This is a genomic window from Gilliamella sp. Choc6-1, assembly GCF_001690385.1.
Lineage (GTDB): Bacteria > Pseudomonadota > Gammaproteobacteria > Enterobacterales > Orbaceae > Gilliamella > Gilliamella apicola_A.
Genome location: NZ_LZHI01000037.1, coordinates 1 through 13,794, shown reverse-complemented (window position 1 = coordinate 13,794; position 13,794 = coordinate 1). Strand labels below are relative to the sequence as shown.

The window sequence follows — 13,794 nt, the reverse complement described above, 5'->3', positions numbered from 1 at the left end:
AGGAGCTTTTGTGTAATATGAAATTGCAGCAATTACGTTATATTGTTGAGGTCGCAAATAACGACCTCAATGTATCGCTAACATCCGAAAAACTGTATACTTCTCAACCGGGTATAAGCAAACAAATAAAATTATTAGAAGACGAGCTTGGCGTTAAGATATTTACTCGAGTGGGTAAGCACCTTTCTCAAATCACACCTGTTGGTGAAAAAATTATTGCTCTTGCTCGAGAAATCCTCAATAAGTCCAATGATATTAAGATTATCGCCAAAGAATTTAGCCAACCTAATCAAGGTTCATTAACGATCGCAACTACCTATACTCAAGCACGTTATACCTTGCCAGTTGTGATCCAACAATTTATGCTGCAATACCCAAGTATTACTTTGCATATGGAGCAAGGCTCATCCCTACAATCTATTTTACAAACTCAAGCAGGCCTGGCTGAATTTGCTATTGTGACCGATATCTCACAGCTTAGCGATGATATGATTGCCTTACCTTGTTATCACTGGAACCAAGCTGTGATTGTGATGAAAGAACACCCGCTTGCCAAAAGTAAATTAATTTCGATTGAAGAGCTTTCAAAATATCCGTTAGTTAGTTATGATTTTTCTAATGATGGTTCAGATTTAAATCAAGCTTTCTTGCGTGCTAAACAATCGCCTAATATTGTTTTTAGCACAACGGATGCCGAGTTAATTAAAACTTATGTTAAATTAGGCATTGGCGTTGGTATTGTAGCAAAAATGGCCGTGTTCAATGCTTCAGATGATGATTTAGTTGTACTTAATGCTGGGCATATTTTTCCTTACAGCACGACCTATATTGTTTTTTCTCGCTCATTATATTTACGCAGTTATATGTATGATTTTATCAGTCAGTTTTCGCCTCATTTGAATCGACAAACAGTTGACAAAATTATGTTATGTGAAAACACTTCCGAAGTATTAACGATGTTTAACGGGGTAAAATTACCAGTTTACTAATTTATTCTATCTTTTTTATGAGAATAAAAAAATTGAAACAAAGTGCGATATAACTCGCACTTTGGATGGATTATAACTATTTATGTCTTGCTTTTAAAATACCAATGACATCTTGTAAAGACAGATTTTGGTCTTGGAGTAAAACTAATAAATGATAAATTAAATCGGCAGATTCATTTTTTAGTTCCTCGCGGTCATTAACTGTTGCCGCAAGGGCTGTTTCAACGCCTTCTTCTCCCACTTTTTGGGCTATGCGTTTAGTGCCGTCATGATACAGTTTTGCGGTATATGATGACTGAGGATCGGCATTTTTACGCCCAGCAATTATCTGCTCTAATTCAAACAAAAATCCCCATTGGGTTTTAGTCGAAGCAAAACAACTTGTTGAACCGGTATGGCAAGTTGGACCAACTGGATCAACTAAAATCAATAACGTATCATTATCACAATCAGTTGAAATACTCACAACATTAAGAAAATTGCCAGAAGTTTCGCCTTTTGCCCAAAGGCGCTGTTTGGTTCGTGAATAAAAAGTGACTTTGCCGCTATTTTGTGTTTGTGCTAACGCTTCTTGATTCATATAGCCAAGCATTAACACATCACCCGAAACATAATGCTGAATAATGACCGGCATTAAATTATCCACTTTTTGCCAATCCAGTTGTTGTAAATCTAATTGGGTATTGCAATTTTGCGTTAACATAATCGAATATTTACTCCATGTTGTGCCAAATATTGTTTAAGTTCACCAATATTAATAATTTGTTTATGAAAAACTGAGGCAGCTAATGCTCCATCAACTTGTGCTTCATTAAATACCTGTAAAAAATGCTCAATTGTGCCTGCACCGCCAGAAGCAATCAGTGGCACGTTGCATACTTCTCGAACGGCGTTTAGTTGAATAATATCATATCCATTACGAACGCCATCTTGGTTCATCATATTAAGAACAATTTCACCTGCACCACGTTTTTGTACCTCCTGTACCCAGTCGAGAGTGTTCCATTTTGTGGCAACGGTACGTTTTTCGTCACCAGTAAATTGATAAACATGATAATTGTTTGATTGTTTGTCATACCAACTATCAATACCAACTACAATGCACTGTACTCCGTAGCGATCTGCAAGCCTTGTAATTAAACTAGGATCAGCAACGGCAGGGGAGTTAATCGAAATTTTATCGGCCCCAAAGGTTAATATTTGACCTGCATCTTCCACCGTTTTAATACCACCAGCAACACAAAAAGGAATATCAATTACTTCGGCAACTTTTGCGATCCAACTTTTATCGACAACACGACCGTCAGATGAAGCGGTAATATCATAAAAAACGAGCTCATCTGCACCTTCTTCAGCATATCTTTTTGCTAAGGGGACTATGTCTCCAATAATTTCATGATGGCGAAATTGTATACCTTTAACCACTTGTCCATCGCGAACATCTAAACAGGGGATTATTCTTTTAGCCAACATGAAATTGCCTCCTGAACGGTAAATTTTTCTTCAAGTAAAGCTCGCCCAACAATGACACTTTTAACACCGCTGTCTTTCAGTGCTTTGACATCACTCAATTGACCAATTCCGCCAGACGCTTGAAAAGCAATCTGTGGGTATTTATGACTAATTTCCTGATACAACTGAACGTTTGAGCCACTGAGAGTGCCATCTTTAGAAATATCTGTACACAATACATGTCTTAAGTCATAGGGAAGGTAATCATCAATCACTTGTTCTAGTGTCTGACAGGAATCTTCTTGCCACCCATGAATAGCGACATATTTATTTCCTTGGTTGTTAATGCGGACATCAAGAGCCAATACTAGCCTTTCTGCACCATATTTTGAAAACCACTGTTTGACCAATTCGGGTTGCTTAATAGCTGTCGAACCAATTACTATGCGAGCCGCGCCGGCAGATAGCAATGATTGTATATCTTTTTCAGTACGAATTCCTCCACCGACTTGAACCGGTATTTGCACGCCATTAATCAGAGTTTGTATTAGCGAAATTTGGCGTTTTTGGGGATTTTTCGCACCTGTTAAATCAACAAGATGTAACAGTTTAGCACCTTGTTTTTCATAATCCTGTAAGCGTAAAAGTGGATCGTTGCCATAATCACGTTTTTGCTCATAATCACCTTGATGTAATCGCACAACAGAACCATCGATTAAATCAAGTGCAGGAATGATTGTTGGAAAAGCTATCATAGTTACATCTCCAAAAAGTTTTTTAGCAATTTTGCACCGGCTAAGCCAGAACGCTCGGGATGAAATTGCACGCCGTAAAAGTTTTCTTTTTGTACGGCTGCGGTAAAGCTTTCGCCGTAATTGGTTTCTGCTATTGTTGCTGAGCATAATGGCATCGCGTATCCATGTACAAAGTAAAAATAAGCATCATCAGGAATATCTCGAAATAGATGATGACCGGCTTTAGGTGAAACCTGATTCCACCCCATATGTGGTAAAGGTAAACCACAATTAGGAATTTCTCTAACTTTTTCGTGAATAATTCCCAATGTGTTAACATGTCCTTCGGTACTATAATCGGCTAAAAGTTGCATACCAAGGCAGATCCCTAATACAGGTTGAGTACAGACTTTGATAAGTTCAACTAAATGACGCTCTTTTAATTTTTCCATTGCTGAACTTGCGGATCCTACTCCAGGTAAAAACAACTTATCTGAGCTGAGCACGATATCAGAGTCAAGGCTAATTATTGGATCATAACCTAATCGTTGCACGGCATATTTGACCGAAGATAGATTAGCACAGCCAGTATCGAGGATGACAATCTTCATTTATAGCACTCCTTTTGAGCTTGGTAATCGGTCACTTTCAATTTTGATGGCTTGTTTTAATGTTCTAGCAAAAGCTTTAAATAAACTTTCTACTTTATGATGATCATTATCGCCATCTGTTTCAATATGCAATGTAATAGCCATAGCATAACTTATTGAGTAAAAGAAATGTTCTACCATTTGCGTGCTCATATCGCCAACTTTAGGGTGAGTAAACTCTGATTTAAATTTTAGATAAGGGCGTCCTGAAATATCTATTGCACATTTGGCCAAACACTCGTCCATAGGGATAACAGAGGCATAACGGGTAATACCACGTTTATCACCGAGTGCTATTTTTAGTGCCTTTCCTAAAGCTAGTCCAGTATCTTCTATGGTATGATGATCATCAATATGTAAATCACCATCAACTTGGATATTGAGTTTAATTCCACCATGAGTCGCAATTTGATCGAGCATATGATCAAAAAAACCAATTCCAGTATTAATTTGACTGCCACCTTGGCGATCAAGCCACACTTCAACAAGTATTTTAGTTTCTTTGGTATTGCGTTCAACTTTTGCATAACGATCTTTAGTGGTTAATCGTTGGGCGATTTCGTCCCAGTTTAAATTTTCAGGATGATATCGTAATCCTTGGATTTGCATGTTTTCAGCCAATTGAATATCAGTGACCCTGTCACCAATAACATAACTGTTTTGTTTATCTAATTTACCACTAGTAAGATATGGCAAAACTAATTGGATTTTCGGCTTACGACACTCACAATTATCTTCTGGAAAGTGTGGGCAAATTAAGACATCCTCAAAATTAACACCTTGCGATTTAAAAATCTGCATCATCAAATTGTGTGGACCATCAAAATCAGCCTGTGGATAGCTACTAGTCCCGAGCCCATCTTGATTAGTGACCATCACTAAATGGTATCCCGCAGTTTGTAGCTTGAGTAGGGCTGGGATCACATTAGGTTCAAAAACCAATTTTTCAAACTGATCAACCTGAAAATCAACCGGAGGTTCAGTAATTAGTGTGCCATCTCGATCAATAAATAAGTACTTTTGTAACATTTTTGCTCCTATTTAATTGTTTTGAGCGCAGAAATGACTGCTTCGCAATCGGCTTGGGTACCAATGGTAATACGAATAATATTTTGTTGCCCAATAGATCTACTTTGATCTCGTAAAATAATACCTTGGTGCCATAAAATATTAAATACATCTTTATCATGTTGAAATTTAACACACAAATAGTTGGAATAACTTGGATAAACTTTTTCGACAATAGGCAATTGTCGAAGTAAATTGGCAAATTTTCCCTTTTGATTATTTAAATTTACCACATGTAGCTTCATGGTATTCACACCATCTTTACTCAATGCTTGAGCTGCAATATCAGCAACAGGGGTTGCTAGAGGGTATGGTGCAATAACCTTCTGTAAGGCTTCGATCACAGGTTTATTAGCAATGGTGAAACCGCAACGTAATCCAGCCAAAGCAAAGGCTTTGGATAATGTTCGTAAAATCACCAAGTGAGGATAGTCATTAAGCCAACTAACAACACTAGATTCAGGTGAAAACTCAATATAAGCCTCATCAATAATGACCAAAGCACGATCTTTGGCAATATTAAGTAAAGCTTTGATATCATCAGAATCGATTAAATTACCGGTCGGATTATTTGGTGAACAGACATAAATTAGTTTTACAGTATCAATATTTTGTTTTATACCCTCAAGATCAAGTTGCCAATCAGAAGTGGTTGGCACAGTTTTGGTTTTAATACCTAATGTCTCAGCACTTACTTGGTACATGCCATAAGTTGGTGGACAATATAAAATACTATCGTGCTGAGGCTCACAAAATGCACGCATTAAAAGCTCAATGGCCTCATCAGCTCCTCGGCTAACAAGCACTTGTTCAGTTTTAACCCCTGCATATTGTGCATAACGCTGAATTACTTTTTCAGGTTGTGGTTCTGGGTAGCGGTTTAAGGTTTGTTCTGTCAATTCAAAATGAGGTGCTACCGGATATTCATTGGCATTTAGCCACACATCGCCTTGACCACCAATTCGCCGAGCAGATTGATAAGGTGTTAATTGCTGAACATTTTTTCGAACTAATTTATTAATATCCATTTTAACTACCTATTTTTGATTTATTGAATTTAATACCGATAAACGAAGACTAACTGCTTGTTTATGAGCGGTGAGTTGTTCAGCCTCTGCCATAAGCTCAACGGCATTACCTATTGCTTTTAATCCTTCTGGTGTTAATTTTTGCACCGTCATACGTTTTTGAAAATCAGCAAGCCCAAGACTAGAATATGTGGCTGTATAACCATAAGTTGGTAATACATGATTGGTTCCTGATGCATAATCACCTGCTGACTCCGGTGACCAATCCCCTAAAAAGATTGAGCCAGCACTAGTAATTTGCTCAACTAATTCATCCACATTTGCAGTTTGAATAATTAAGTGTTCGGGACCATAGCGATTACTAATAGCAACACATTCATCCAAATCTTTAGTTACAATAAGGCGACTTTCTTGCAATGATTTTTCAGCGATATTCTGGCGGGATAGTTGCGTAAGTTGTTTATCGACTTCAATCGATACTGCTTGTGCTATTTTTTCATCAGGTGTTAACAAAATAACTTGTGAATCAGGACCATGTTCAGCTTGCGACAAAAGATCGGCTGCAATAAAAGCTGGATTAGCCGAACTATCAGCAATGACTAATACTTCAGATGGACCTGCAGGCATATCAATGGCTGCGCCATCAAGGCGTTGACTAACTTGGCGTTTGGCTTCGGTAACGTAAGCATTTCCAGGACCAAAAATCTTAGCTACTTTAGGCACTGATTCAGTACCAAATGCCATAGCTGCAATTGCTTGGGCTCCACCAAGCTGGTAAACTTCGGTCACGCCACAAAGTTCAGCCGCATATAATATTTCATCAGCAATCGGAGGAGGCGAGCATAAAATAACTTTACTACATCCTGCAATTTTTGCAGGGATTGCTAGCATTAATACGGTTGATAATAAAGGTGCTGAGCCACCAGGAATATATAGTCCTACTGATTCAATTGGGCGAGTCACTTGCTGACAATTTATACCTGGCATTGTTTCAACTGTAATAGCTTGTTTTACTTGAGCTAGGTGGAATTTTTCGATATTAGAAACAGCAAGTTGCATAGCTTGTTTCAATTCTGAATTAACTCGGCAAGTTGCAGCTTTAATTTCATCTTGAGTTAATTTAATTTGCTTGATCTGAACTTTATCAAACTTGTTACTAAGCGTTTTTAATGCCTCATCACCATTTTGTTTAACTTGACCCAAAATATCAGTTACCGATTGACTAATCGAATCAGAAGCAGTAATTGCAGGGCGAGTTAGTAGCGCTTTTTGTTGTTCGTTAGTACATTGTTGCCAATAAGAGAGTTTCATATTATTACTCCATCATTTTTTCAATTGGTAATACAAGAATTGAACTTGCGCCTAATGTTTTTAATTTTTCCATGGTTTCCCAAAAAAGAGATTCACTACTCACCATATGTAGCGCAACACGATTTTGCTCGCCCGTTAACGGTAAAATGGTTGGGTTTTCGGCCCCCGGTAATAACGCAACAATATCATCTAACACCTCAGTAGGGGCGTGAAGCATAATATATTTGGATTCACGAGCTTGAATAACGCCTTGAATGCGTGTCATGATTTTATCGATTAACGCCTGTTTTATTGGCGACATTTCTCCTTGACGTTGAATTAAGCAGGCTTTTGATTTATAGATAACTTCAATCTCTTTTAGTCCATTGGCCTCAAGCGTTGCACCACTCGAAACCAAATCACAAATTACATCGGCGAGCCCAGCCCGAGGGGCAACTTCGACCGAACCATTAAGCAAACAGGTTTTAAAGTTAATATTATATTGAGCAAGATAACGGCGGAGTAGGTGAGGGTAAGTGGTGGCAATACGCAAATCATTTAAACATTCTGGTCCTGTATACTCAAAATCACGCGGTGCTGCGATCGACAACCGACAGCCACCAAAATCTAAACTGCGCAATTTTTTAAATTGTGGATCTTCGCCTTCGGCCTGCCTATCTAATACTTCCTCCTCTAAAACATTTTCGCCGACAATCCCAATATCGACAACGCCATCAATAACCAGTCCGGGGATATCGTCGTCACGAACACGCAAGATATCAATGGGCATATTTTCAGCAAAAGCGATCAAACGTTGTTCTTGAAGATTAATTTTAATACCACATTGGGCAAGTAACTTTTTTGATTCGTCACTTAATCGACCTGACTTTTGCATAGCAATGCGTAAACGCGAATTATCCAACATATTTTTCTCCAAAGTTATCTAAAAAATTTATAAACCACAAACAAAAAACCCTCGGAAGTTTGATCTTCCGAGGGTTTTCTATTTGTTTTTGCGATATCACCGGAAGACCAAAGTCTTCCAGCACCAATCGCCCGAAGACTATTCAGGAATGATGGTGGTGGTGTTTAGCAACAAAACTAGTAATAAAAATGCAAAAACAAATCATAAAATCAAAAGCCAATAAGTTAATTAATTATCAATACTGCTATACAATATATAACATAAATTTCTAGCTAGCAACAATTTTTACAAATTTTCGATAAATCAATCCAAAAATAGTTGTTTATTGATTACAATTATATAACTTGTTTTCATTACTAATTGGCTTTATATCAGTAATTTTTTGAAAAAATGTGCTAACTTTTTATTTGAAAACAGTTTTTTATAAAATAATAATTATCAATTAAAATTTCATAAATTTTAATAAAGTCTAAAAGGTAGCCAATTTTTTTAACGGTATATGTTGGTTTAATATATATCATTTTTAGAAAAAGAATGATAAAGAAGTAATCAAAAAATAACGTGTCGGTTGTTTTGCAGCTTTATGAGCATCTAGGATGATACATTATAGCGATCATCACCTAATAAAACTAAATCAGTTTTATATTGTTTTATTTTTATTTTCCTATAAACCAGCAAATTAACATCAATGAATAATTATTTAAAAATTGCAACAGAGGTTATTACTTGTCACATAATATGTGATATTCAATTTTATATTAAATTTGAGTATAAAGGAGATGTATTTAATGATTTCGCAATAAAGCTTTGAACAGACAATTTGCTTAACTGTGCTTGGATTTTTTTAGCTTGCTCTTTGGAGTTACAACGAGTAAAAACGCATGCTCCAGTACCAGTTAATCGGGTAGGTGCAAATTGCGAAAGAAATGTTATAAGTTCGTCCACTTTAGAATAACGTTTACGTACAATTGGCTCACAATCATTACTAAAATCATCTAATGCTAATGACAGTAACTCCTCAAGATTACGAAACGGCGTATCACGCTTAAGTTGTGGATCATTAAATACTTTGACGGTGGAAATTTCAATATTAGGATAGGTGATTAAATACCAATATTCAGGAATATTGACGATTTCAAACTGATCACCTATACCTTGAGCATAAGCTGCGTGACCATAAATAAAAATGGGAACATCTGCGCCAATTTTTCGTCCAATATTCATTAATATATCGTTTGATAAGTTCAATTGCCATAGTTGATTTAAGGCAACCAAAACAGTTGCTGCATTTGATGATGCGCCACCAAGCCCTCCCCCCATGGGTATTTTTTTTTCAATAGTGATATCAACACCTAAATTCTGTTGATTAACATAAGATTTTAAACATTCGGCCGCAATAACAATTAAGTTTTTATGTGTTGGAATTTGAAAAAATGTGGTATTTAAATTTATCACTCCGTCTTTGCGTAAAGTGAATGATAATTTATCATAATAATCAATAAATTGAAACAAGGTTTGTAAGTTATGATAATTATCAGGACGACGACCTGTAATATACAAAAATAGATTTAATTTAGCTGGTGATAACCATTGTTTCATAAAAAAATCCTTATTATTTTAATATCCACTTATCAATTTTTAAACGGATGCGTTCATCATCATGGGTAAGCTCAATTGTTGCCGGCATATCTATATTTCTATTTTTTAATGAGTAAGCTATGTAATTTGCAATTTTTACATTCCATTTTTTGCTATCTTGCATAAATGAGGTCGATATTAACCGACCAGCATTATCTAATTTATCATTAGCAATATCATTAGAATACCCTTTTAGCCAATCATGTAACGAATTAAGGGGAATATTAATATTCGAGATCTTTCTTATTAGATTTTCAACATTATTATCGATGTAACGATAGCCATTTCGATCTATTAATTCCGCATAATTAGTATCTACTTTTAAAGTGAAAATATTACCACCAAGTGGTGTTGTAAGCTTAATTCCATAACGATCAACAGATTGTTGAATAATTAAAAAACGTCCATAGTTACGACTTTTGTCGCTAAAATACGCAATGCTTCCATTAACTTGAAAAGTATTTATTTGTTTTAAATCTTCTTGATGAATTTGCCATTGTTGTTGAATAGATGTAACGTCTTTAGGTGTTATTTGACATGCACTAAGCAATAAAGGCATTACTATCAATATATATTTAAATTTAAACATAAAATAACTCGTTAGTTGTTTATGCACATTAGATTGCAACATTATAACTGATAATAAGTTGAATAGAAAAAGTAACTGTCAATTAACGTTTAATATTTTTTTATGTATAATGTCGGCAACAAGACACTTAGTAAAAAAGTTATGTCTTATAAACGATTATAAAAGAAAAATGCAATGTCTATTACAATATTAGGTGTTAATCATAAAACAGCACCAGTGGCTTTACGGGAAAAAATTGCCTTTACTAATGAAATTATCGATAAAGCGCTGTATAGCCTTTTTCAGCATCCTTTAATTGAAGGTTGTGTTATATTATCTACCTGTAATCGCACTGAAATTTATATAAGTTATGAGCAAGAAACCGATCACCTAAAATTAAAGCGATCGGTTGAACGTTGGCTTGGACAATTCCATAATGTAGATATGACTCGCTATCAAGAAGCTATATATTGGCATCAAGGACAACGTGCAGTTGAACACTTAATGTCAGTTGCAAGTGGTATGGACTCAATGGTGCTTGGTGAGCCGCAGATTTTAGGACAAGTAAAACAGGCATATGGTTTTGCACAAAATAATCATTGTTTATCGCCTAACCTAAAGAAGTTGTTTCAAACTATTTTTCATGTGGCAAAAATTGTCAGAACAGAAACAAATATTGGTGCTAATACTGCTTCTGTTGCCTATGCTGCTTGCCTTGTTGCTCGTAGCCTTTTTGTCGATTCAAATCAATTAAATGTAATGCTTGTTGGTGCAGGCGAAACAATTGAACTTATTTCAAGATACTTAAAACCACATAATTTTAATCATGTTATTGTTGCTAACCGTACTCGCGAAAAAGCCTTAAAATTAGCTTCTACCATGGATGCTGAGATCATCTCATTACCTGATATTGCTAATCGATTAAAGGATGTTGATATAGTTATCAGCTCTACAGCGAGTCCTCTACCTATTATTGGTAAAGGCATGGTTGAAAGAACATTACAGGCACGAAATTATCGACAAATGTTATTTATAGATATAGCTGTACCGCGTGATGTTGAAGAAGAAATTAAGCAACTTGAAAATGTACATCTTTACACTGTTGATGATTTACAAAAAATGGTAGAAAGTAACCTAGAACAAAGAGCCATTGCAGCAAAAGAAGCGCAATATATTATTCAAGAACAAGCAGAACAATTTATTGATTGGCTCAAAACCCGTCATGCAATTAATTATGTAAAACAGTATCGTAATAATGCTGAGAATATTAAACGAGAGCTAGAAATCAAAGCTTTAAATGCAATCAAACAAGGTGCCAATATTGATGATGTTTTAGCCAAGTTCTCACGAAAACTAACCAATAAATTAATCCATGCACCTACGCAAACATTGCTTCATGCGGCAACTCATGAATGTGGTAATTGTTTCAAAGTGCTAAGTAAGGGGTTAGGCTTAAAAGATCAATAATTAAATTATTAGTGTTCGTTAAAAGAGGTATCACGAATTGGAACAGATCGAATTCTTTGATATTCAAAGTCCCTGTAGGCGTGTTTGTGAAACTGATAAACAGGGATATTGTAAAATGTGTTACCGTTCAAGAAATGAAAGATTTAACTGGTTAAATTTCTCCAATACGCAAAAACAAGAAGTATTGCGCTTATGCAAGCAAAGGGCCAAAAGAAAGCGTTCTATTCTTTTGAGTCAACAACATTCACAATCAACACAAGAATCACCACAAATCAGTTTGACTTTATAATTTATATTACCTTATTGCAACTATATCTTGTAATCTGGTTTAGCTCGGAGTAGCATCTTTTATAATTTGTTATATTAAATAGCTTAAAGCCTTAGTTAAATTAAACGAGACTCAATATATGAAAATGTGTATTGCATGCGGAATGCCAATGACATCTATTGGTGATTATCCTTTGCATGATATAACAAAAAATTATTGTAAGTATTGTGCTCATGATGACGGCAGAATGAAAACATTTGATGAAAAATGGCATGATTTAACCTTAAGTTATGTCGAAAAACATAATGTTGATTATCCGATTGCAAAACAAACCGCTTATACAATTCTTAAAAAGCTACCTGCATGGAAGCGCAAGTGGTAGCCGAATTTTTAGGCAAACAAAGCGCTTTGTTATAATATATATTGCAGATATCACACAGCTTAGTATAATGCTCTAGTTTATTTACACTTCTAATGCCAGTGTGGCGAAATTGGTAGACGCAGCGGATTCAAAATCCGCCGCCCTTAAAAGCGTGTCGGTTCGAGTCCGACCACTGGCACCAAGCTCACAAAACAGTTAAAACTGATTTTTAGATTTAAAACTTTACTAGTTATGATTTTTAGCACATCATTTATATCAGTTTGCGGTAACTGGAAATAATCAAAATCAGATGTAAAATCAAATAATAAACAAGATGCATTTAGTTCGGTAATAGTTCCTATCCTAAAAAATTTATTTAAATTACATACAAAAAATAACTTATGCTGCATTAATTCAGTTAGTTTTCGCTTTAATGAATTACAGGTACTAATTGGCATTATTACGTTAGTCTTCATTGTTACGCTAAATATAAGTTAAAGTTTCATCAAAAAATTAATCCTATTTAAAATAATTTTGTGAATTGTTTAATACATTTTTATAAAAAAATTTGAAAAATTTTATGAGTTAAATTATATTATTAGCAATAAATAGATTATCAATGTAATTTAATCAATAAAATATTACGAACACCTTAAGGTTATTTAATTCGATTATAAAGATTGCATTGTTATATTGATTTTATGGGGTTGTTATATTGCTGTAATAGATTAATCAATATTAAGCGATTTGAATTTTTATGTTATAGATTGATAAGTTAGAAAAAGCATTAATTAAAATAAACCATGCTATGATTTTCTCTTTTGACTGCTATATTATTAAAGATCTAAATAACTCAATGAAATATTAATAAAAATCAGATTAAATTATGAATTAAAAAGGATGAATGATAGGAGAACGCATGGTAAAACATTTAGATAAAATCGTCGAACAAGCAGGACAAGCAGGGAAAGACTTGCTTAGCCAATTAACAAATAAAGTTAGCCATAACCGTTATACACTAACCATTGATGAACTCAGCGCTCCTATATCGGTGTTAAACGTCAAAGGCGAAGAGGCCTTAAACCAGCTGTGGCATTACACCATTACTTTTACCAGCGCCAATAAAACCCTATCTACCGATGCTTTTTTAAACCAACCGGCTACTTTCTCATTTAATTCTGTTGTAAGCGATGCGCTCAGTTCTGCAATCCGTGCCTTGGGTGATTTTACCAATGATAAAAGCACTCGCAAGATTTATGGCATTATCACCGAGTTTAGCCAATTATCGGTAAATAAAGAAGAAGCGCATTATCAAGTGGTCTTATCGCCACGACTGGCTAGACTAACGTTAAACCG

The 13,794-nt window shown here is 35.3% G+C and carries 15 protein-coding genes, 1 tRNA gene and 1 other annotated feature; of the genes, 6 read left to right on the top strand and 10 right to left on the bottom strand.

Features of this window, described 5'->3' with window-relative positions; all coding sequences use genetic code 11:
• Positions 1-17 precede the first annotated feature (17 nt).
• Complete coding sequence (gene cysB, locus A9G36_RS05200) at positions 18-989, top strand: HTH-type transcriptional regulator CysB (RefSeq protein ID WP_065568514.1); 972 nt, start codon at positions 18-20, stop codon at positions 987-989.
• A gap of 76 nt (positions 990-1,065) precedes the next feature.
• On the opposite strand, the gene hisIE is transcribed toward cysB, so the two are convergent.
• The 10 genes from hisIE to lolB all read right to left on the bottom strand — a co-directional run bounded on the left by hisIE (position 1,066) and on the right by lolB (position 10,363).
• Complete coding sequence (hisIE, locus tag A9G36_RS05195; RefSeq protein WP_065585470.1) at positions 1,066-1,692, bottom strand: bifunctional phosphoribosyl-AMP cyclohydrolase/phosphoribosyl-ATP diphosphatase HisIE; 627 nt, start codon at positions 1,690-1,692, stop codon at positions 1,066-1,068.
• Positions 1,686-2,462 (bottom strand): imidazole glycerol phosphate synthase subunit HisF, encoded by a 777-nt coding sequence (hisF, locus tag A9G36_RS05190; RefSeq protein ID WP_065574095.1) that lies wholly within the window; start codon positions 2,460-2,462, stop codon positions 1,686-1,688. The genes hisIE and hisF overlap by 7 nt, the downstream gene beginning before the upstream one ends.
• Positions 2,444-3,196, bottom strand: coding sequence for a 1-(5-phosphoribosyl)-5-[(5-phosphoribosylamino)methylideneamino]imidazole-4-carboxamide isomerase (gene hisA, locus A9G36_RS05185; RefSeq protein ID WP_065585469.1), 753 nt, complete (start codon positions 3,194-3,196; stop codon positions 2,444-2,446). The genes hisF and hisA overlap by 19 nt, the downstream gene beginning before the upstream one ends.
• Positions 3,197-3,198: 2 nt before the next feature.
• Complete coding sequence (gene hisH, locus A9G36_RS05180; RefSeq protein ID WP_065560085.1) at positions 3,199-3,786, bottom strand: imidazole glycerol phosphate synthase subunit HisH; 588 nt, start codon at positions 3,784-3,786, stop codon at positions 3,199-3,201.
• A complete protein-coding gene (gene hisB, locus A9G36_RS05175; RefSeq protein ID WP_065575541.1) occupies positions 3,787-4,854 on the bottom strand; it encodes a bifunctional histidinol-phosphatase/imidazoleglycerol-phosphate dehydratase HisB in 1,068 nt (355 codons plus the stop codon). It abuts the gene before it with no gap.
• A gap of 8 nt (positions 4,855-4,862) precedes the next feature.
• The gene (gene hisC, locus A9G36_RS05170) at positions 4,863-5,921 is read right to left on the bottom strand and encodes a histidinol-phosphate transaminase (RefSeq protein WP_065568509.1); all 1,059 of its coding nucleotides are present in this window, start codon (positions 5,919-5,921) and stop codon (positions 4,863-4,865) included.
• Between the two features lie 9 nt (positions 5,922-5,930).
• Positions 5,931-7,232, bottom strand: a complete 1,302-nt coding sequence (gene hisD, locus A9G36_RS05165) for a histidinol dehydrogenase (protein ID WP_065568508.1) — start codon at positions 7,230-7,232, stop codon at positions 5,931-5,933.
• A 4-nt stretch (positions 7,233-7,236) separates the two neighbouring features.
• Positions 7,237-8,136 (bottom strand): ATP phosphoribosyltransferase, encoded by a 900-nt coding sequence (hisG, locus tag A9G36_RS05160; protein ID WP_065568507.1) that lies wholly within the window; start codon positions 8,134-8,136, stop codon positions 7,237-7,239.
• A 39-nt stretch (positions 8,137-8,175) separates the two neighbouring features.
• Positions 8,176-8,300 (bottom strand) — a sequence feature (His leader region).
• 589 nt (positions 8,301-8,889) lie between these two features.
• Positions 8,890-9,735 carry a 4-(cytidine 5'-diphospho)-2-C-methyl-D-erythritol kinase gene (gene ispE / locus A9G36_RS05155; protein WP_065568506.1) on the bottom strand — a complete coding sequence of 282 codons (846 nt, stop codon included), beginning with the start codon at positions 9,733-9,735 and terminating at the stop codon, positions 8,890-8,892.
• 13 nt (positions 9,736-9,748) lie between these two features.
• Complete coding sequence (lolB, locus tag A9G36_RS05150; RefSeq protein ID WP_034945856.1) at positions 9,749-10,363, bottom strand: lipoprotein insertase outer membrane protein LolB; 615 nt, start codon at positions 10,361-10,363, stop codon at positions 9,749-9,751.
• A 174-nt stretch (positions 10,364-10,537) separates the two neighbouring features.
• On the opposite strand from lolB, the gene hemA reads away from it, so the two are divergent.
• The 5 genes from hemA to A9G36_RS05130 form a co-directional block, all read left to right on the top strand.
• The gene (gene hemA, locus A9G36_RS05145) at positions 10,538-11,809 is read left to right on the top strand and encodes a glutamyl-tRNA reductase (protein WP_034945854.1); all 1,272 of its coding nucleotides are present in this window, start codon (positions 10,538-10,540) and stop codon (positions 11,807-11,809) included.
• Positions 11,810-11,846: 37 nt separating this feature from the next.
• On the top strand, positions 11,847-12,098 hold the full coding sequence (locus tag A9G36_RS10495) for a DUF1289 domain-containing protein (RefSeq protein WP_080715888.1): 252 nt from the start codon (positions 11,847-11,849) through the stop codon (positions 12,096-12,098).
• A 118-nt stretch (positions 12,099-12,216) separates the two neighbouring features.
• Complete coding sequence (locus A9G36_RS05140) at positions 12,217-12,459, top strand: zinc ribbon domain-containing protein (RefSeq protein WP_034945848.1); 243 nt, start codon at positions 12,217-12,219, stop codon at positions 12,457-12,459.
• Between the two features lie 94 nt (positions 12,460-12,553).
• Positions 12,554-12,640: transfer RNA gene (locus tag A9G36_RS05135), tRNA-Leu, on the top strand.
• 717 nt (positions 12,641-13,357) lie between these two features.
• Positions 13,358-13,794, top strand: a 437-nt coding sequence (locus A9G36_RS05130; RefSeq protein ID WP_218055766.1) for a contractile injection system protein, VgrG/Pvc8 family, incomplete at its 3' end; no start/stop codon positions are given.

Coding starts and splice junctions, on each gene's coding strand:
- lolB (WP_034945856.1), bottom strand. CDS start 10,363: ATGTTTAAATTTAAATATATATTGATAGTAATGCCTTTATTGCTTAGT.
- ispE (WP_065568506.1), bottom strand. CDS start 9,735: ATGAAACAATGGTTATCACCAGCTAAATTAAATCTATTTTTGTATATT.
- hisF (WP_065574095.1), bottom strand. CDS start 2,462: ATGTTGGCTAAAAGAATAATCCCCTGTTTAGATGTTCGCGATGGACAA.
- hisG (WP_065568507.1), bottom strand. CDS start 8,136: ATGTTGGATAATTCGCGTTTACGCATTGCTATGCAAAAGTCAGGTCGA.
- hisC (WP_065568509.1), bottom strand. CDS start 5,921: ATGGATATTAATAAATTAGTTCGAAAAAATGTTCAGCAATTAACACCT.
- A9G36_RS05140 (WP_034945848.1), top strand. CDS start 12,217: ATGAAAATGTGTATTGCATGCGGAATGCCAATGACATCTATTGGTGAT.
- hisIE (WP_065585470.1), bottom strand. CDS start 1,692: ATGTTAACGCAAAATTGCAATACCCAATTAGATTTACAACAACTGGAT.
- hisA (WP_065585469.1), bottom strand. CDS start 3,196: ATGATAGCTTTTCCAACAATCATTCCTGCACTTGATTTAATCGATGGT.
- hemA (WP_034945854.1), top strand. CDS start 10,538: ATGTCTATTACAATATTAGGTGTTAATCATAAAACAGCACCAGTGGCT.
- hisD (WP_065568508.1), bottom strand. CDS start 7,232: ATGAAACTCTCTTATTGGCAACAATGTACTAACGAACAACAAAAAGCG.
- cysB (WP_065568514.1), top strand. CDS start 18: ATGAAATTGCAGCAATTACGTTATATTGTTGAGGTCGCAAATAACGAC.
- hisB (WP_065575541.1), bottom strand. CDS start 4,854: ATGTTACAAAAGTACTTATTTATTGATCGAGATGGCACACTAATTACT.
- hisH (WP_065560085.1), bottom strand. CDS start 3,786: ATGAAGATTGTCATCCTCGATACTGGCTGTGCTAATCTATCTTCGGTC.